Origin of the sequence: Gramella sp. AN32, from assembly GCF_023718305.1 — a bacterium.
GTDB classification, from domain to species: domain Bacteria; phylum Bacteroidota; class Bacteroidia; order Flavobacteriales; family Flavobacteriaceae; genus Christiangramia; species Christiangramia antarctica.
In genome coordinates this window covers 435,843-453,556 of record NZ_QEYO01000001.1, presented here as the reverse complement: position 1 = coordinate 453,556, position 17,714 = coordinate 435,843, and the positions used below count along the sequence as shown (strand labels likewise).

The window sequence follows — 17,714 nt, the reverse complement described above, 5'->3', positions numbered from 1 at the left end:
GGTTCAGTAGTGGGGACTACTGTAAATAACTAAGCGCTTAAATAGTTGGGAGAAAGCGATTTAGTTGATAAATTTATGGCAAAAAATAGTATTTGAGATATATTTTCGCCTAAATGCGTTAATACTCGGTAAGAGTGATAATTTTTTGGATCAACGGAAGTAATTGACTGAATTTTAAGCCAACAAAATAAAAAAACCGTCAGAGCGAACTGACGGTTTTAGGTATGGATATATAATATGTATTATTCTCCAAGAAATGGATACCTGTAATCTTTTGGAGCGTCGTATGTTTCTTTGATTAGACGCGGAGAAACCCATCTTAACAAATTCAATTTTGAACCAGCTTTATCATTGGTTCCGCTTGCTCTCGCCCCACCAAAAGGTTGTTGTCCTACAACAGCACCTGTAGGTTTATCGTTCAGGTAGAAATTTCCTGCAGCATTTTGTAGCATTTTCGTGGCTTTATTTAACTCATATCTATCTCCAGAGAAAACTGCTCCTGTAAGCCCGTAAATACTAGTCTCATCAACCAGTTTAAGGGTGTCTTCCCAGGCTGCATCTTTGTAAAGATAAATGGTAACCACAGGACCGAACAATTCAGTTTCCATGGTAGTGTAATGAGGGTCTGAAGTTAAAATTACCGTTGGCTCAATAAAATAACCTTCAGATTTGTCATAGTTTCCACCAATAACCACTTCAGCATTTTTATCTTTTTTAGCCTGGTCGATAAATTTTGCAAGTTTATCGAAAGAGCCTTCATGGATCACCGCGGTAATAAAATTAGTCATGTCTTCAGGAGAACCCATTTTAAAGGAGTTGAGGTCCTCAGTTAAGTGTTCCTTAATTTCAGGCCAGAGACTTTCCGGTAAATAGACCCTTGAAGCTGCACTACATTTTTGCCCTTGGAATTCGAAAGCTCCCCGGGCGATGGCGGTAGCCACCTGTTTTGCATTTGAAGTTGGGTGTGCGATGATAAAATCTTTTCCACCGGTTTCTCCAACTATTCGCGGGTAGGTTTTATATTTCTGAATATTGTTTCCAATTTTTTGCCAGATACCTTTAAATACCGTAGTGCTTCCCGTAAAATGGATTCCGGCGAAATCTGGGCTTGCAAGAATCGTATCCGTGATCATGACTGGATCACCCATGACCATATTAATAACACCATCAGGAACTCCTGCTTCCTTGAAAATTTCCATAATTACCTGAGCTGAAAATATCTGGCTGTCACTTGGTTTCCATATAGCAACATTACCCATTAAGGCTGCACTTGCTGGTAAATTTCCTGCAATTGCAGTAAAGTTAAATGGAGTGATAGCATATACAAAACCTTCTAAAGGTCTATATTCAATACGGTTCCAAACACCATCAGAGGATTCTGGTTGCTCGTCATATATTTGGGACATGTATTCAACATTGAACCTTAAGAAATCACAAAGTTCACAGGCAGCATCAATTTCAGCCTGATAAATATTTTTCGACTGACCAATCATGGTGGCCGCATTGATCTTTGCGCGATATTTTCCGCCAATCAAATCTGCAGCTTTTAGGAAAACAGCAGCGCGCTGTTCCCAATCCAAATTAGCCCATTTTTCCCTGGCTTCCAAAGCAGTGGCAATTGCCTGTTCAATATGTTTCTTTTTTGCTTTATGAAATACGCCAAGATTATGTTTGTGATCATGGGGAGGATGCATACTTTGAGTGTCTCCCGTTTTCACTTCGTCTGGGCCAATATAAAGTGGCACTTCAACTTTTTTATTATATAAATCTTTGTAAGTAAGTAGTACTTCCTCTCTTTCTGGAGACCCTGGAGCATAACTTTTAACTGGTTCGTTAACAGCTACAGGGACATGAAAAAATCCTTTTCCCATAATTAAATTTTGCTTTTTTTCTGTTCATTTTTAATTCGGCTAAAGGTAAAAAAAATTAAGTGTTTAGAAGAAGGATAGTCGACTGTTCTGCAAGCAAGAACATTTTTTGTATTTTCCCCTGAATTATCAACCAATTTATGTGTACAATCAGTCTTGTCCCTCATCCTGATCATGCCGATGGATTTATTTTAACTTCCAATCGTGATGAATCTTTAAGCAGGAATGCGGTTCCACCGAGAACAGAATATCATAAAGACAAAAAGTTATTTTTCCCAATGGATATTCAGTCCGGAGGAACATGGGTGGGTGTTAGCGACGCAAAGAGATGTATTTGTTTAATGAATGGAGCTGAAAAGCCACATGAAAGAAAAGCGGAATATCGCAAAAGTCGTGGCATTGTGGTAAAAGATTTTCTCGCTGCAGATAGGATAAAGAGATATGCTGAAAGTTATAAATTTGAAGGCATTGAGCCTTTTACAATGATTGTGGTAGAATGGAATAATGGCCTTGCGTTTTACGAACTCATCTGGAATGAAGTTAAACTTAAGGTTAAAAACCTTAAACTGAGAGAACATATCTGGTCAAGCTCACCTCTATATTCTTCTGAAATGCATGCTAAGCGAAAAAAATGGTTTGAAGCCCTTAAAAAGGAAGATGGTTATACCTGTTCAAGTTTAAGGACATTTCACGAGACTGCAGGAGAGGGCGACAAATTAACCAATTTGATTACAGATCGTGGATTCTTAAAAACACAAAGCATTACTCAGATAAAAAATTCTGCGGAAGGAATAAAATTTTGGTACAAAGATCTTTTGAAAAAAGAAGTGACTTTGGAAATGCTTCAGTTTAAAGCATAGGGTACGGCAAATTTGAAATTAGGAATCCTTACCTGAAATTTTTCACCGCTGTTGAGATCTATCATTTTATAAAAACCTTTCATGGCGCCAAAAGAGCCCACAATTAAGCATCCACTTTCGTAGGAGTGACTTTCCCCGGGTTGTAAAACAGGTTGTTTTCCAATAACCCCATCACCAATAACGATTTCAGTTTCATTAAGCGCATCCTTGATACTCCAAAATCTTGATTTTAGCTGAACTGCTTCTGTGCTCCTGTTTTCAATGGTGATTTGATATCCAAAAGCATAATGTACTTTGAAGTTTTTATAAAACAAACCCTGAAAATGAGTTGTTACAGAAATCTTGATGCCTTTGGTTACCTGTTGGATCATAATTAATAAAGAGCTACGGTAAAAAATAAGGAAATTATAAATCCTATAAAAGCTAATGTAAAGAAAATTACGTTTAGGCATAGGAACTTTAAAATGGTTTTAACACGTCCCTGCCCATAAAACCTACGCAATGATTTGTATAAATAGAACAAGAATACCAAGTTAAAGAGGCCTATAAAACTGAAGTTTTCGAAAATAGCCCCTAATAAAACTGCGACTCCGGTTAAGATTAAATAAACACTTTGGGTATAAAATGTAAAGACCAGATGTTCCATATAAGTATATGGCTTCCTCATATATAAAAGCCAAAAAAACAAGGCTAGCACCGGGAGAAAAAAGAAAATGAACAAGGGCATCTTTTGGAGCATATAATTCACAAAAGATCTTGGATTCTTTTTTATTTCATTAAAATTAACAGATTTTTCATAGAGATAATTATTATAAGCGGTTTGTGGATGATGTAAACTATCCAGGGCAATTTTAGGTAATACAATATCTGTGTCGCTATTAAATTCAGTATACAGATTGGTGCGTTTTCCTATCTCCTCAAAAAACCCATAAGAATTTAATTTCTCATCAGTTTCATAATCATCCAAATAGGTTTTTTTATCAGTTTTTATAGCTTCATCACCACTGCTGTCCATATTGAAAGAAAAAGGCACTTTTACCTGCTTTAATTCCTGCTCAATTTCAGCTTTTTCTTCAGGGGTGAGATTTTTCATTGATTCCCGGGGAGATACAGAATCTGAAAAATTCCATTCATTAAAAGTTCCAAAAATCAGGAAAAATATGATGGCAATGCTTAGTAGAAACCGAAACGGATTTACATATTTGACCCGTTTTCCTTCTATATATTCCTTGGCAATTTTCCCTGGTTTGAATAGAATCGTAAAAAGCGTATTGTTTAACCTGGAATCGTAAGCGAAAAGCCCCGAAAAGAATTCGTTGAAAAAGTCCTTAAAACTGAGTTTTTTATAGGAGTTAAGCTGCGAGCAATTCGGGCAGAACCGGTCACTTTTATCCAGGGGATGACCGCAATTAAGGCATTTTTCGCCCCGGTATTTTGCGAGCGACCTTTCTTTCTCCATAAGGAAGAAGGCTTAGTTAGTTATATTTCTTGAATTTGTATTCCCAACTCCTATCAACCTGTCATATCTCGCTCCCGGTGAACGATAATAAGCGTAAATGGTATACAGGTTTTCGGTTTCATCAAAATTACCACTAATTATTCCGTCATCCAACATCCCGTTCTCTAACAATACATACTTATAATTGTAGTAACCCTGCTTGAATAATCTGGCATTTTCGAAATAGCCGGTTTCCGGATTATACTTTAAAAGAGTGCTGTCGTCTAATATAAAATTATTGAAACCGCCATAAAGATGAATTTCAGCATTGGGGGAAATAGCATAATTCTTTAGACGGAAATGCATCCAAACATATTCAGCTTCTGTATCTGAATTTTGTGCCAGGTAATTTCTCACTACAAAAGCACCATTAATATCTGGATTATAAGTATAAGGCTCGCCATTTCTGGTAACATTTGTGTATAAAAAATGATGGTACAATTCTTCCAGTTCCACTTTGGCAATATTGGCATTGGTGACCCTCAATTCTTTATTGTCAAACTGAAGGTATTCGTTGCCACCCCAAAAAGCAGATTCCTGGTCATACCTATAGAGCAATTCATTGGCGATGGTGTACTGGGGTTTCAGGTTGGTGATCGCCGTTTTTAAATTATGGTTCTGAAGGATTACAACTTTTACATTTTGTTCAGGATTCTTCAGAAGAAGATCCGGACTGTTTATGCTGAAATTTACCGTTTGCTTTTCATTGATAAAATTAAGGTCCCGGGCGCGTTTCACTTCAGCACCAATTTGGGCAATCGCCTCATAGATCATAAATTTCCTGGAAAAAACCAGTTCCTTATTGGCGTTAAAAATGTTCAGGATATAATTTCCTGAAACTTTTAAACCTTTGGTATTCTTATTCGGAATAGTTAAAGTGTAATGGGTATAGGGTTGAAGGGTATTCACGGCATTTTCGTAATCGAGAATACGAACGTTGTCAAAACCATTCATATATTCATTCTTGGAAAGGGAAGTAGGAGTCCAGTCGAAATTATAATGATCAATAGTATAGTAATAATCGGCTTCGTCGCCAATTATATCATCAAAGCTTAACTTTAAGCCTGCACCTAACTGAACTGCCGGATTTCCCTGATTCCCCCTTGAATCACCGGTAAACTGAACAGTTCTAATATAATTAGGGGGGGGTACCTCTTCCATGATCTGAGAAAAACAAGACTGTAAACCCATAAAAAGACCAAGAAATAATAAAAATCTTCTCATATATGCGATAATACATAAACCAGGCCGAAATTAGTGATTTTCAGCCATATTATTTTAACACCAAAAGGAAGTAAAATTCTTTCAATTCTTGGGATAGTTGGACTGAAAATTCATAAATTTGCACGACTTTAAACTTAAAATTTAACATACACTCCATCCTATGTCAAAAGACATTCGAATTAAAAGAGGCTTAACTCTTAGATTAGAAGGAGAGGCGGAAAAAGAGCTTGTAAAAGCTCCCAGATCCAAAACTTACGCAATCAAACCGCCAGATTTTCACGCTGTAGTACCAAAAATGGTTGTAAAAGAAGGGGCTAAACTTCTCGCAGGTGATGAACTCTTTTATTCAAAATATACCGAAGCTATTCGTTTTACATCACCGGTAAGTGGTGTGCTGAAGGAAATTAAACGAGGGGACAAAAGAAAAATCCTCGAAGTGATCATTGAGGCCGATGCCAAGGATACTTATCGCGATTTCGGAAAAATGGATGCTTCAACCGCAGACCGTAAAGATGTTTTGGGGAAAATTTTAGAAAGTGGTTGTGGTGCTTTTATCTATCAGCGACCTTATTCTATCGTGGCAGATCCGCAGGATACCCCAAAGGCAATTTTTATTTCCGCCGTTACTACAGCGCCACTTGCAGGAGATAAAGGTTTTATCATTAAAGATAAAATCGCCGCCTTCCAGGAAGGAGTAAATGCTTTGGTTAAATTAACTCCAGGAAAAGTTCATGTAAGTGTAGATGAGAGTTCGGCTCAATATTTAAAAGATATTAAAGGGGTTGAATTGCATCATGTGAAAGGGCCGCACCCCGCAGGAAATGTAGGGGTTCAAATTCACAAAATCGATCCTATCAATAGAGGGGAAAGAGTTTGGACAGTTGGAGTAGAAGACGTTGCTACAATTGGAAATGTCTTCCTCACCGGAAATTATATAGCCCAGCGTACTATTGCATTAACAGGAAGTGAGGCCAAAAATAGAAAATACTATTCTTCAGTAATCGGAGCGAATGTTTCAGATTTTATTGGCGAGGTTTCTGAAGAGATCAGGATTATTTCCGGGGATGTTTTAACCGGGACACAGCTGTCAAACAATCAATATCTTGGGTTTTTGGAAAATGAGATCACTTTAATTCCGGAAGGGAATAATTACAGGGTATTAGGCTGGCTGCCGTTTACCTATAATAATATACATTCGAATTCACATACATCCTTATCGTGGTTGTTTCCGAAGAGAAAATACACTCCTACCACCAATTTAAATGGGGAAGAGCGTGCTTTGGTCGTTACCGGTGAGATGGAAGAAGTTTTGCCCATGGATATCTACCCCATGCAGCTTTTGAAATCATGCATGGCAGGGGATATCGAAAAAATGGAAAATCTTGGGATTTATGAAGTAGCTCCTGAAGACTTTGCAACTGTGGAATATGTGAATACTTCTAAACTGGAAGCACAGGGAATTATAAGGCTAGGTTTAGATTTAATGATTACCGAAGTAGGTTAAAACCTGAAGAATAATGGATTGGATTAGACAAAGATTAGATAAAATTAGAGAACCTTTTAATAAAGGTAATAAATTGGAAAAGTACGCACCGGCGATCAACGCCTTGGATACTTTCCTATTTACTCCAAATCACACTACAAAGACGGGATCGCACATTCGGGACGCGGTAGATTTGAAGCGAACAATGATCACGGTGGTAATCGCACTAATTCCTGCCCTTATCTTCGGGATGTGGAATGGTGGTTACCAATATTTAAGTCAATTGGGCGAAGCGTTCACATTTTGGGATGCCTTTTTACATGGAGCGGGAAAAATCTTACCAATGATAGCCGTTTCTTACGGGGTAGGCCTTGGGATTGAATTTGCTTTTGCGATTTTCAGGGGCCATGAAGTAAATGAAGGATATCTGGTAACAGGATTGCTTATTCCTATGATCATGCCGATTGACATTCCGCTTTGGATGGTGGCATTATCTGTAGTTTTTGCCGTGCTGGTTGGAAAAGAAGCTTTTGGAGGTACGGGGATGAATATCCTTAATCCTGCACTTACCGCCCGTGCTTTTGCATTTTTTGCCTATCCAACCTATATGTCTGGAAATACGGTTTGGGTAAGCAATGCGTATGAAGTTGATGCTGTGACCGGAGAAACTATTTTAGGAAAACTTGCTTCGGAATCTGAAGTTCCTTATTCGGCAATGGATATGTTTACTGGTATTATTCCGGGATCTATTGCAGAGACTTCGACGATCTGTATTCTGGTAGGAGCCCTTATTTTAATATTAACGAAAGTTGGAAGCTGGAGAATTATTTTAAGCGCATTTATTGGCGCTGCCCTAATGGGCTTCATCTTCAATTCCCTTCCTGCTATGGGACTCGAAGGAAATGATCTTACAAACTTCCCCTGGTATTTACATTTAATTGTTGGAGGATTGGCCTTCGGAATTGTCTTTATGGCAACCGATCCTGTTTCTGCTGCACAAACCCTAAAAGGAAAATGGATCTACGGATTTTTAGTGGGATTCCTTTCAGTAATGATTCGGGTATTTAACCCAGCCTATCCTGAGGGAGTCATGCTGGGGATTTTATTGATGAACGTATTCGCCCCAACCATAGATCATTATGTGATCCAGGCGAATATTAATAGAAGAAAGAAAAGGCTTAATAGTGCTAACCCACAAGTGGAAACCGCAATTTAGTTATGGAAGAAAAAGGAGTACAAAAAACAAACAGTAATGGCTATACATTTATGTTTGCCATTATTCTGGTAGTGGTTGTTGCGTCTGTACTGGCGTTTACAGCGACAAGCCTGCAGCCTACCCAGCGTGAAAATGTTAGACAGGAAAAAATGCAGAATATCCTGGCTACCGTTGGAATTGAAACAGACCGGCCCGGAGCAAAAGTGTTGTATGATAAGTATATTATAGAACAGTTAGCATTGAATTCTGAAGGAGATGTAGATGAATCTGTAGATGCATTTGAAGTAGATTTGTCTAAGGAGTTAAAGAAAGATGATGATAAGCAGATTTTCCCTCTCTATATTGCTGAAGTGGAAGGAGAAAAATACTATATTTTACCTTTAAGAGGTAACGGATTGTGGAATGCGATCTTTGGATATATTTCATTAAAGGATGATATTAATACCGTAAAAGGGGCAACTTTCGATCACGTGGGTGAAACTCCGGGCCTCGGGGCTGAGATCACTAAAGAATGGTTTAGGGAAGCCTTTGCAGATGAGAAAGTTTTGGATGAGAATGGTAATATGGTAGGTGTTTCTGTGGTGAAAGGCAATAATGGACCCAGCAAAGATGATAACAAAGTCGATGCGATTTCCGGAGCAACAATCACCGGTGATGGGGTTTCAGATATGATTTCAGAACGTTTGAAACGATATATCCCATATTTCAAAAAACAAGGAGATATTAAAGTAGCAATAAAATAATTATGGCTAAAGAAAAAATACATGAGGCTTCTAAAGCTGAAGAGAAAAAACAGGAAATGATCCTCTTCCTTTCAGATTCAGAAGAGAAAGAACATTTTCTTTCTAAAGGAAACAGGAAATTATTAACTGATCCTTTAGATGATAATAACCCTATTACCGTACAGGTTTTAGGGATTTGTTCTGCCCTGGCGATTACAGTACAGTTAGAACCGGCACTGGTTATGGCTATCGCCGTAATGGGAGTTATGGCCTTTAGTAATATGATCATCTCTATGCTTCGGAATTTAATTCCAAGTCGTATTAGAATTATCGTACAACTTGTAATTGTCGCATCCCTGGTAATTTTGGTCGACCAGATACTTAGAGCTTATGCTTACGATGTAAGCAAACAACTTTCAGTTTTTGTGGGTCTTATTATTACCAATTGTATCGTGATGGGACGATTAGAGGCATTTGCACTTGGTAATGGGGTTTATAAATCCTTCCTTGATGGGATTGGAAACGCGGCTGGTTATGGGTTAATCCTGGTAATTGTTGCATTTTTTAGAGAGCTTTTAGGTTCAGGAAAATTATTTGGTTTTGAAGTTCTTGGCCATCAGGGTTCAACAGCGGCAGAATCTACCGGACTCTACGCTTTTGGATATGAAAATAACGGTCTTATGTTATTATCGCCCATGGCACTTATCGTAGTAGGTCTTTTAATCTGGGCTCAGAGAGCAAGAAACAGAACCTTAATTGAAGAAAACTAATAGTTTAAAGAAATTATAAAATGGAATTAGTTAACCTATTTGTTAGAAGTATTTTCATAGAAAATATGATTTTCGCCTACTTTCTGGGTATGTGTTCTTATCTGGCGGTATCAAAAACGGTAAAAACTGCTGTTGGTTTAGGAGCTGCGGTGATCTTTGTATTAGTTGTGACAGTTCCCATAAACTTTTTACTGGACACTTATTTGCTGCGGCCTGGAGCCCTAAGCTGGTTGGGAGCCGAATTTAAGGACGTGGACCTTAGCTTCCTGAGTTTTATCATGTTTATCGCGGTAATTGCCTCCATGGTACAGCTGGTTGAGATGGTTGTAGAGAAATTCGCCCCGGCTTTATATGGTGCTTTGGGGATTTTCTTGCCATTGATTGCGGTAAACTGCGCAATTCTTGGTGGATCCCTGTTCATGCAACAAAAGAATTTCCTGGGAATTTCTGAAGCCGTCACCTACGGATTAGGAAGTGGGATAGGATGGTTTCTGGCCATTCTTGCTATTGCAGCGATTAGAGAAAAAATAGCTTATTCAAATGTTCCTGCTCCATTAAAAGGCCTTGGGATAACCTTTATTATTACCGGGTTAATGGCATTGGGATTCATGAGTTTTATGGGAATTAAATTATAATCGAAAAGAAGGGTTATGACAGTTATAATAGCGAGTGTAGTAGTATTCTTAATTTTGATCTTATTATTGGTTTCTATATTGCTGGGGGCAAAAGCTAAATTGGTCCCTTCAGGACCAGTGACGATCAATGTGAATAACGAAAAAGATATCGAAGTAGGATCCGGCGGAACGTTGCTTTCTACTTTAGGTGATAATAAATTATTCCTTCCTTCTGCCTGTGGTGGCGGTGGAACCTGTATCCAGTGTAAATGTATCGTAAAAGAAGGGGGAGGGGCGATTCTTCCAACTGAAGAACCACATTTTACCAGGAAAGAAATTGCCAATGGCTGGAGGCTAGGTTGCCAGGTAAAGGTGAAGCAGGATATGAAAATCACTATTCCTGAAGAAGTCTTCGGAATTAAAAAATGGGATGCTACGGTAGTGAGAAATTATAATGTAGCCTCTTTTATTAAGGAATTTGTAGTAGAAATTCCCGAAGAAATGGATTATAAAGCTGGAGGATATATTCAGATTGAAGTTCCCAAGATTGAAGTGAACTTTAAAGATATGGATATTACCGCGCATCCTGAAGAACATGAAACGCCGGACAAATTTAAAGCGGAATGGGATAAATTCGATCTTTGGCCGTTAACCATGAAGAACCCGGAGACAGTGGAGAGAGCCTATTCCATGGCTTCTTACCCTGCTGAAGGACGGGAGATCATGCTAAATGTTCGTATTGCCACGCCACCCTTCGACCGTGCTAAAAATGGCTGGATGGATGTTAATCCCGGTGTTGCTTCTTCTTATATTTTTAGTTTAAAGAAAGGTGACAAAGTAGTAATTTCAGGACCTTATGGTGAATTTTATATCAATGAGAGCGATTCAGAAATGCTTTATGTGGGGGGTGGAGCCGGAATGGCACCAATGCGTTCCCACTTATACCACTTATTCAGAACCTTAAAAACAGGTAGAAAAGTGACCTACTGGTATGGTGGTCGTTCTAAAAGGGAACTTTTCTATACAGAACACTTTAGGGCATTAGAACGGGATTTTCCAAATTTCAAATTCTATTTAGCTTTATCTGAACCTGCAGAAGAAGATAACTGGCAGGTGAAAAGTAATATCGACGATGAAGGTGATGGTTTCGTAGGATTTATTCACCAGGTAGTGATCGATAATTATCTTTCACTTCACGAAGAACCTGAAGAGATTGAATTATATTTTTGTGGACCTCCATTAATGAACAAAGCCGTTCAGAAAATGGGAGAAGATTATGGGATCCCACCGGAAAATATCAGATTCGATGATTTTGGAGGATAAAATACGATCCCGCTTCGGCGGGATTTTTTATATTTAATTATGCCGAAACTTACACCTCAGGAATTGCATAATCTCGCCATGAATATTGTGGGGAAAGACCTCGAAGATCATGGTTATGAATTTTTAGGGGTAAACAGTAAGCTGAAAAGAAACCCGCAGTTTGTTGCCCTAAAAGACAAAGGACTTCATTTTATAATCGTAAGGGCGATAGAATATCCAGATGACCCTAAAGCTTTTGATCCTGTTTTTATGAAAGATATAAAGGATCATGCGCAAAAGTTTAATGCGAAGACTTTCTACGCCGGTGTTGGACTGGCAAATTCAAAAAATTATGAAAATCCCATTACCAGCGATGAAGATTATGTAGTAAATTATGCCGGTTGGATAGAATTTTAGGATATGAAATATTACATTTTCTTTTTCTCTGCTTTATTTCTTTTTTCCTGTAATCCTAAGAATGGTTTAGGACAAGTATATACAGGAGAAGCGTTAGGAACAACGTATAATATTCAATTTTTTTCTGAAGGACCTCTGGAAAATTTTGAGTCGTCTCTCGATAGTATTTTTAGCGTAATCAATCATTCTTTAAGCACTTATACTACAAAATCTGACATTTCAAAGATCAATCGTGGCGATACACTGGTTGTTGTTGATGATCACTTCAGAAAAGTTTTTGAAGCCTCTAAAGATGTCTACAATAAGTCTCAGGGCTATTTTGATCCAACCGTGGGAATATTAGTAAATGCTTATGGTTTTGGTCCGGGGAAACCTATCAAACAACTTGACAGACCTGTTTTAGATTCTTTGCAACAACTTGTTGGTTTTAATAATATTGAACTTAGTACAGATAATACCATTCAGAAAAAGGATGCCATGATTTATCTTGATTTCAACGCGATTGCAAAAGGATATACCATTGATGTGATCGCCGATTTTTTAGAATCTAATGATGTTGATAATTACCTGGTTGAATTAGGGGGGGAATTAAGGGCGAAGGGAAAAAATTTGGATAAGGATGCCAACTGGGTTGTAGGGATAGATGATCCTATGCAGCAAGAAGGGGATAGGGTCTTGAAAGCTACTTTAGAATTGAACAATTCGGCGATGGCGACATCTGGGAATTATAGAAAATTTAGAGAAGATAGCCTCACTGGCCAAAAATTTGTTCATACCATAAATCCTTTAACCGGTAAAGCTGAAAAAAGTAATTTACTTAGTGCTTCAGTCCTGGCTGAAACCTGTATGATGGCCGATGGGTATGCCACAGCTTTTATGGCGATGGGATTTGAAAGCTCCCGCGATTTGGCAGAAAAATTAGACATACAGGTTTACTTAGTCTATTCTTCTGAAAACGGGCAGGTAAAAATTTATAACTCGCCAGGGTTTAAATATCAATAGTTACTTGTAGCAAACAGGAATGATCTCACCTTTTGCAAGCCGAAATTTATCTATTTCGGTATCACTAAATTTTGAAGTGTAATCAACTTCTTCCACTTTAAAGCCTATAGATCTCAGCTTATCAAAATAATCCCTTCCGTAGACCCTAACATGGTCATACTGCCCAAAAATTCTCGCGCGATCTTTAGGATCTATAATAGAATCATCCTGAAAAGTTTCCTGCCGGGTAAGGTCCTGAGGGATTTGTAGAATTGCAGTCCCATCTTTTTTTAAAATCCGGTAAATTTCCTGCATTGCTTTGGTGTCATCTGGAATATGCTCAAGTACGTGATTGCATAGAATAAAATCAAAACTATGATCTTCAAAAGGTAAATCACAAATATCGGCTTTTACATCGGCCAGGGGAGAATTAAGGTCGGTGGTGATATAATCGAGATTCTTTAATTTCCTAAACCTTTTATAGAAAGCCTGTTCCGGGGCAAAATGTAAAACCTTTAATTGGCGGGTAAAGAATTCAGTTTCATTTTTTAAAAAAAGCCATAGGAGCCTATGCCTTTCAAGAGAAAGGGTGGAAGGAGAGAGCACATTATCCCGTTGGTTTTCGTAACCATAAGGTAAAAATCTCCTAAAGGTTTCACCATCTATGGGATCTTCATAGCGAGTACCATTGTAATAAAATTTCAAAAATGGCCTTAGAAGATAGCTGACTCTAATAAGTAACGGCCTAGGAATCGAATTTAAGGCCAGTTTGAAAAACTTCATTTATACTTCTATATCTCCCCAGTTTTCTCCAGATTTTATGCGGTACAGTTGCATTTCTGAAACACCAAATTGTTTGGCCAATATCCTGATGCGGGTTTTCCTGTTTGGATCCAGCAATTTTTTCTTCAGGATCACGGCCTGGGAATAGGTAAGTTTAGAATAGGAAACAACCTTTCTAAGCCTTCGTTTTTCCTTGTTTTCCTTAACCTTTGGGCTATTGTACTGGTGTTTTACCCATTCATCTTTGGTTGCCCAATCAAGATTAACAACACGATTGTCATTTTTCACAAAATTCTTGTGAATTACGTATTTGTCATCTTCTTTCTTGTCTAAAAATAACTCAGCGACAATTCTATGAATGTAATACGTTTTGTGTTTTCCATTCTTTAATCTTACCGCAAAATTTACATATCCACCTACTTTACCGCCTGTCATTAAAGTGCCTTTAGGATCTTTGATATAACTTATCATTCTTCCAAAATTAGACACTTTATAAATGAAGCGGTCTTCCCAGGAATCTTTATGTAGGGTTTTCCAGATTTCCTGTCTGTAACTTTTAATCATAAATTTTTACTCTAAATTGATTTTCTTCGTTGGTTTTAAGGTTTAAAGATTCATAAATATATTGAAAGGTCGATAGCAGCTCTGGCTTACCATCTACAAGGGCAACATTATGTTCGAAATGTGCACTTGGTTTGTTATCGGCCGTTAAGATAGTCCATCCATCGGGCAATTGCTTTATTCTTTTGGTTCCTAAATTGATCATAGGTTCAATAGCTACAACCATTCCTTCTACGAATTTTTTTCCGCGGCCACGTTTGCCATAATTCGGCATTTCAGGATCTTCATGCATTGTTTTCCCAAGGCCATGACCAACTAATTCCCTTACCACGCCATAACCGTGATCTTCTGTATATTTCTGAATAGCGTATCCTACATCACCTGTACGGTTTCCAGATTTAAATTCAGCAATACCCACATAGAGTGATTCTTTGGTGACCTCAAGTAATTTTTTGGTTTCCGGAAGAACTTCGCCTACCTCAAAAGTATAGGCATGATCGCCGTAAAAACCATTTTTAACTGCGCCACAGTCTATCGAGATAATATCCCCATCCTGTAAAGGAGTTTCATTGGGGATTCCATGTACAACCTGGGCGTTAGGGCTCATGCATAAGGTATTAGGGAAATCATAGAGGCCTAAAAATCCTGGCTCGGCGCCGTGATCGCGAATAAACTCTTCAGCAAGTTTATCCAGATATAAGGTGGTAACACCAGGCTTAATTTCCGGGGCAAGAATTCCCAAAGTTTTGGAAACAATAAGAGCGCTTTCACGCATTAATTCTATTTCTTCGCTGGATTTTGGTATTATCATTTTAGTCTAAAATCTTCCGAAAAGTCCGGATTTTTTTTTCTTTTTTAATTTTTGATCAGGTTTCTGTAAAGAGAGGGAATGATAAATTTCACCCCAACCTTTCATGCCCCCAAGATTTCTATCATCAATAAAAATATCGGCAAGGATTTTTCGACTTATAGTGTCATCAAATTCCTCTTCAGGATAACTTTTATTGATTGCATGAAATTTTAAGCCATTCTTCCCGCAAAATTCTACGGCATCATCTAATTTAACTCCATGCCTGTAGGTCCATAAAATTAATCGATGACCTTCTTCCTGAAGTTTTCGCAATGATTCAAATGCGAAAAGCATTGGTTTACCTATTTCAGGAAATTTATTTTCTACAATTGTTCCGTCAAAATCCACAGCAATTGTGAGAGATTTCGGCATAGTTTGTTTTTTAATTAATCTGCGTAAGAGTTTTTATAATTTTCCCCGCTTACAATATTGGCAATGTCATCTTCGATACTATTTCCCTGTGGATATTCTACAAATCGGTTTACTTCTTTACCGTTTTTGAAAAATACAATGGTAGGTACCCGGATAATTTCTAACTCTTCTTCAATATCCAAGGGTGTTTTTTTACCCCGATCTACCGCTATGAGCTGTAATTTTTCATAATCATAACCCGCATTATCAAGAATTTTAAGAAATTTTGGAGTTTCTCTTTTACTATCACCGCACCACGTCCCCATTAATAAAGTAATATCATAGTCATTGATGTTTTCTTTAATCACTTCCATCGCTTCTTTACTGGGAGTGTAATCCTCATATCCGGGAGTGAACCAGGATTTAAATGGTGCCTGTTTTAGCTCTTCCTTATGAAATTTTCCAAGGAGCATGTCTTTGGGAATTTTATGATTTTCTGAAGTTTTTACTACTTCAGTTTCAATTTTGGTTTTAGTATCCATATTTACTTTAGTACTTACAGCCTCTGTTGAAGAAGATGCTGGCTCTGAAGTGGTGGTTTTAGTTGAATTACAACTTATGCCTACAGCTGCAATTAGAATAAAAAGTCTTTTCATTTAAGTTAAATTAAAGGTTCTTCTGTCATCAAATCCGGCTTCGTAATTCCCATAAGCTTTAGGATAGTCGGAGCAATATTCCCTAACTTACCGTTTTTGATAGATTTTATATCCCTATTCATTAAAATTAATGGAACCGGATTGGTAGTATGCGCAGTATTAGGGCTTCCATCGGGGTTTTTCATTACCTCGGAATTTCCATGATCAGCAATAATAATTACGGAATATCCATTTTCATAGGCTGCTTCAGCTACTTCTTTGGCACATGCATCAACGGTTTCACATGCCTTAACCGCTGCTTGAAAATCACCAGTATGGCCAACCATATCTGCATTTGCAAAATTCAGACAGATGAAATCTGCAGATTCAGCATTTAATTCCGGAATAATTTTATCCCTAATTTCATAGGCACTCATTTCTGGTTGAAGGTCATAAGTAGCCACCTTTGGAGAATTGCACATAATCCTGCTTTCCCCTTTAAAAGGTTCTTCCCTTCCTCCGGAAAAGAAAAATGTAACATGTGGGTATTTTTCAGTTTCTGCGATCCTGATTTGTTTTTTACCCTGATATTCTAAAACTTCACCTAAGGTAGCCCGGATATTATCTTTCCTGAAAATTACATTGATATTAGAAAAACTGTCATCATATTTCGTCATGGTTACGTAATACAATGTCATTTTTTTCATATCATATTCTGGGAAATCATTCTGAGTAAGAGCCTGCGTTAGTTGCCTTCCCCTATCTGTCCTAAAATTGAAAAAGATCACTACATCCTTTTCCTGTAGTAAAGCAACCGGTTCATTATTGCTACCAGTTAAAACAATGGGCTTAATAAATTCATCAGAAACATCTTCATTATAACTCTCCTGGATTTTACCAATCGCATCCTGCGTTTTTTCACCTTTTCCCTTTACAATAAGATCATAGGCCATTTTTACACGTTCCCATCGCTTGTCACGGTCCATGGCATAATATCTTCCAATTATTGAAGCAAGTTTGGAATTAGTTTCCTCTAAAAAGGGAAGTAAATCTGCAATAAAATCTTTTCCTGAATGAGGATCTACATCTCTACCATCAGTAAAGGCATGGACATATTTTTCTTTTACGCCTAATTGATCGGCAGCAGAAAGCAAACCTTTGAGATGGTTGATGTGGGAATGAACTCCCCCGTCACTTACCAATCCTATAAAATGAACAGGCTTATTATTTATTTTAGCGTAGTTAAAGGCTTCTTCCAGAACAGGTTCCTGAATTAAGGTGTTTTTTTCAACCGCCATATTTATTTTCACTAAATCCTGATAAACGATCCTTCCGGCGCCAAGGTTCATATGGCCCACTTCACTGTTTCCCATTTGCCCTTCAGGTAGTCCTACGTTCATACCATCGGTTCGAAGGCTAGCGTGTGGAAATTTATCGGGTAAAGAGTCCATAAATGGTGTTTTTGCCTTTGCGATTGCAGAGACTTCCGGATCCTCGGTTATACCCCAGCCATCCAATATCATTAAAAGAACCTTATTATTCATAGGGAAAAAATTTAACCCCCAAAGTTAACAACATT

19 protein-coding genes are annotated in these 17,714 nt (G+C 37.9%); 9 read left to right on the top strand and 10 right to left on the bottom strand.

Annotated features, from left to right (window positions below; genetic code table 11):
* Positions 1–242 precede the first annotated feature (242 nt).
* The gene (pruA, locus tag DHD80_RS02185; RefSeq protein ID WP_251739251.1) at positions 243–1,871 is read right to left on the bottom strand and encodes an L-glutamate gamma-semialdehyde dehydrogenase; all 1,629 of its coding nucleotides are present in this window, start codon (positions 1,869–1,871) and stop codon (positions 243–245) included.
* A gap of 137 nt (positions 1,872–2,008) precedes the next feature.
* Between pruA and DHD80_RS02180 the strand changes: the two genes are divergently transcribed.
* Entirely contained in the window at positions 2,009–2,728 is a 720-nt protein-coding gene (locus tag DHD80_RS02180) for an NRDE family protein (protein ID WP_251739250.1), read from the top strand.
* On the opposite strand, the gene apaG is transcribed toward DHD80_RS02180, so the two are convergent.
* The 3 genes from apaG to DHD80_RS02165 are packed head-to-tail and all read right to left on the bottom strand — an operon-like array spanning position 2,713 to position 5,387.
* Entirely contained in the window at positions 2,713–3,099 is a 387-nt protein-coding gene (gene apaG / locus DHD80_RS02175; RefSeq protein WP_251739249.1) for a Co2+/Mg2+ efflux protein ApaG, read from the bottom strand. The two genes, DHD80_RS02180 and apaG, sit on opposite strands and share 16 nt — an antisense overlap.
* Positions 3,100–3,101: 2 nt before the next feature.
* Complete coding sequence (locus tag DHD80_RS02170) at positions 3,102–4,187, bottom strand: DUF3667 domain-containing protein (protein WP_251739248.1); 1,086 nt, start codon at positions 4,185–4,187, stop codon at positions 3,102–3,104.
* Between the two features lie 12 nt (positions 4,188–4,199).
* Positions 4,200–5,387: a DUF5103 domain-containing protein gene (locus tag DHD80_RS02165; RefSeq protein ID WP_347709946.1), complete on the bottom strand. Its 1,188-nt coding sequence runs from the start codon at positions 5,385–5,387 to the stop codon at positions 4,200–4,202.
* Positions 5,388–5,610: 223 nt separating this feature from the next.
* Between DHD80_RS02165 and DHD80_RS02160 the strand changes: the two genes are divergently transcribed.
* The 8 genes from DHD80_RS02160 to DHD80_RS02125 are packed head-to-tail and all read left to right on the top strand — an operon-like array spanning position 5,611 to position 12,976.
* Positions 5,611–6,954, top strand: coding sequence for a Na(+)-translocating NADH-quinone reductase subunit A (locus tag DHD80_RS02160; RefSeq protein WP_251739245.1), 1,344 nt, complete (start codon positions 5,611–5,613; stop codon positions 6,952–6,954).
* A 13-nt stretch (positions 6,955–6,967) separates the two neighbouring features.
* Positions 6,968–8,149, top strand: a complete 1,182-nt coding sequence (locus DHD80_RS02155) for an NADH:ubiquinone reductase (Na(+)-transporting) subunit B (RefSeq protein WP_251739244.1) — start codon at positions 6,968–6,970, stop codon at positions 8,147–8,149.
* Positions 8,150–8,151: 2 nt separating this feature from the next.
* Positions 8,152–8,892 carry a Na(+)-translocating NADH-quinone reductase subunit C gene (locus DHD80_RS02150; protein ID WP_251739240.1) on the top strand — a complete coding sequence of 247 codons (741 nt, stop codon included), beginning with the start codon at positions 8,152–8,154 and terminating at the stop codon, positions 8,890–8,892.
* A 2-nt stretch (positions 8,893–8,894) separates the two neighbouring features.
* Entirely contained in the window at positions 8,895–9,641 is a 747-nt protein-coding gene (locus tag DHD80_RS02145) for an NADH:ubiquinone reductase (Na(+)-transporting) subunit D (protein ID WP_251739239.1), read from the top strand.
* Between the two features lie 20 nt (positions 9,642–9,661).
* Entirely contained in the window at positions 9,662–10,276 is a 615-nt protein-coding gene (gene nqrE, locus DHD80_RS02140; protein ID WP_251739238.1) for an NADH:ubiquinone reductase (Na(+)-transporting) subunit E, read from the top strand.
* A gap of 15 nt (positions 10,277–10,291) precedes the next feature.
* On the top strand, positions 10,292–11,578 hold the full coding sequence (gene nqrF, locus DHD80_RS02135; protein WP_251739237.1) for an NADH:ubiquinone reductase (Na(+)-transporting) subunit F: 1,287 nt from the start codon (positions 10,292–10,294) through the stop codon (positions 11,576–11,578).
* Between the two features lie 39 nt (positions 11,579–11,617).
* Positions 11,618–11,974: a Na(+)-translocating NADH-quinone reductase subunit F gene (locus tag DHD80_RS02130; protein WP_251739236.1), complete on the top strand. Its 357-nt coding sequence runs from the start codon at positions 11,618–11,620 to the stop codon at positions 11,972–11,974.
* A 3-nt stretch (positions 11,975–11,977) separates the two neighbouring features.
* Complete coding sequence (locus tag DHD80_RS02125) at positions 11,978–12,976, top strand: FAD:protein FMN transferase (RefSeq protein ID WP_251739234.1); 999 nt, start codon at positions 11,978–11,980, stop codon at positions 12,974–12,976.
* On the opposite strand, the gene DHD80_RS02120 is transcribed toward DHD80_RS02125, so the two are convergent.
* The 6 genes from DHD80_RS02120 to gpmI are packed head-to-tail and all read right to left on the bottom strand — an operon-like array spanning position 12,977 to position 17,679.
* The gene (locus tag DHD80_RS02120; RefSeq protein ID WP_251739233.1) at positions 12,977–13,738 is read right to left on the bottom strand and encodes a methyltransferase domain-containing protein; all 762 of its coding nucleotides are present in this window, start codon (positions 13,736–13,738) and stop codon (positions 12,977–12,979) included.
* Entirely contained in the window at positions 13,739–14,302 is a 564-nt protein-coding gene (locus tag DHD80_RS02115; protein ID WP_251739232.1) for an HNH endonuclease, read from the bottom strand.
* On the bottom strand, positions 14,295–15,110 hold the full coding sequence (gene map / locus DHD80_RS02110; protein WP_251739230.1) for a type I methionyl aminopeptidase: 816 nt from the start codon (positions 15,108–15,110) through the stop codon (positions 14,295–14,297). Before map ends, DHD80_RS02115 begins: the two co-directional genes overlap by 8 nt.
* Before the next feature lie 6 nt (positions 15,111–15,116).
* Positions 15,117–15,521: a hydrolase gene (locus tag DHD80_RS02105; protein WP_251739228.1), complete on the bottom strand. Its 405-nt coding sequence runs from the start codon at positions 15,519–15,521 to the stop codon at positions 15,117–15,119.
* A gap of 14 nt (positions 15,522–15,535) precedes the next feature.
* Complete coding sequence (locus DHD80_RS02100; RefSeq protein ID WP_251739227.1) at positions 15,536–16,156, bottom strand: thioredoxin family protein; 621 nt, start codon at positions 16,154–16,156, stop codon at positions 15,536–15,538.
* Between the two features lie 5 nt (positions 16,157–16,161).
* Positions 16,162–17,679, bottom strand: coding sequence for a 2,3-bisphosphoglycerate-independent phosphoglycerate mutase (gene gpmI, locus DHD80_RS02095; protein ID WP_251739226.1), 1,518 nt, complete (start codon positions 17,677–17,679; stop codon positions 16,162–16,164).
* Between the last annotated feature and the right edge of the window lie 35 nt (positions 17,680–17,714).

What these genes read in the sequence shown, in the direction of transcription:
- pruA (WP_251739251.1), bottom strand. Translation starts at nt 1,871, where the DNA reads ATGGGAAAAGGATTTTTTCATGTCCCTGTAGCTGTTAACGAACCAGTT.
- DHD80_RS02180 (WP_251739250.1), top strand. Translation starts at nt 2,009, where the DNA reads ATGTGTACAATCAGTCTTGTCCCTCATCCTGATCATGCCGATGGATTT.
- apaG (WP_251739249.1), bottom strand. Translation starts at nt 3,099, where the DNA reads ATGATCCAACAGGTAACCAAAGGCATCAAGATTTCTGTAACAACTCAT.
- DHD80_RS02170 (WP_251739248.1), bottom strand. Translation starts at nt 4,187, where the DNA reads ATGGAGAAAGAAAGGTCGCTCGCAAAATACCGGGGCGAAAAATGCCTT.
- DHD80_RS02165 (WP_347709946.1), bottom strand. Translation starts at nt 5,387, where the DNA reads ATGGAAGAGGTACCCCCCCCTAATTATATTAGAACTGTTCAGTTTACC.
- DHD80_RS02160 (WP_251739245.1), top strand. Translation starts at nt 5,611, where the DNA reads ATGTCAAAAGACATTCGAATTAAAAGAGGCTTAACTCTTAGATTAGAA.
- DHD80_RS02155 (WP_251739244.1), top strand. Translation starts at nt 6,968, where the DNA reads ATGGATTGGATTAGACAAAGATTAGATAAAATTAGAGAACCTTTTAAT.
- DHD80_RS02150 (WP_251739240.1), top strand. Translation starts at nt 8,152, where the DNA reads ATGGAAGAAAAAGGAGTACAAAAAACAAACAGTAATGGCTATACATTT.
- DHD80_RS02145 (WP_251739239.1), top strand. Translation starts at nt 8,895, where the DNA reads ATGGCTAAAGAAAAAATACATGAGGCTTCTAAAGCTGAAGAGAAAAAA.
- nqrE (WP_251739238.1), top strand. Translation starts at nt 9,662, where the DNA reads ATGGAATTAGTTAACCTATTTGTTAGAAGTATTTTCATAGAAAATATG.
- nqrF (WP_251739237.1), top strand. Translation starts at nt 10,292, where the DNA reads ATGACAGTTATAATAGCGAGTGTAGTAGTATTCTTAATTTTGATCTTA.
- DHD80_RS02130 (WP_251739236.1), top strand. Translation starts at nt 11,618, where the DNA reads ATGCCGAAACTTACACCTCAGGAATTGCATAATCTCGCCATGAATATT.
- DHD80_RS02125 (WP_251739234.1), top strand. Translation starts at nt 11,978, where the DNA reads ATGAAATATTACATTTTCTTTTTCTCTGCTTTATTTCTTTTTTCCTGT.
- DHD80_RS02120 (WP_251739233.1), bottom strand. Translation starts at nt 13,738, where the DNA reads ATGAAGTTTTTCAAACTGGCCTTAAATTCGATTCCTAGGCCGTTACTT.
- DHD80_RS02115 (WP_251739232.1), bottom strand. Translation starts at nt 14,302, where the DNA reads ATGATTAAAAGTTACAGACAGGAAATCTGGAAAACCCTACATAAAGAT.
- map (WP_251739230.1), bottom strand. Translation starts at nt 15,110, where the DNA reads ATGATAATACCAAAATCCAGCGAAGAAATAGAATTAATGCGTGAAAGC.
- DHD80_RS02105 (WP_251739228.1), bottom strand. Translation starts at nt 15,521, where the DNA reads ATGCCGAAATCTCTCACAATTGCTGTGGATTTTGACGGAACAATTGTA.
- DHD80_RS02100 (WP_251739227.1), bottom strand. Translation starts at nt 16,156, where the DNA reads ATGAAAAGACTTTTTATTCTAATTGCAGCTGTAGGCATAAGTTGTAAT.
- gpmI (WP_251739226.1), bottom strand. Translation starts at nt 17,679, where the DNA reads ATGAATAATAAGGTTCTTTTAATGATATTGGATGGCTGGGGTATAACC.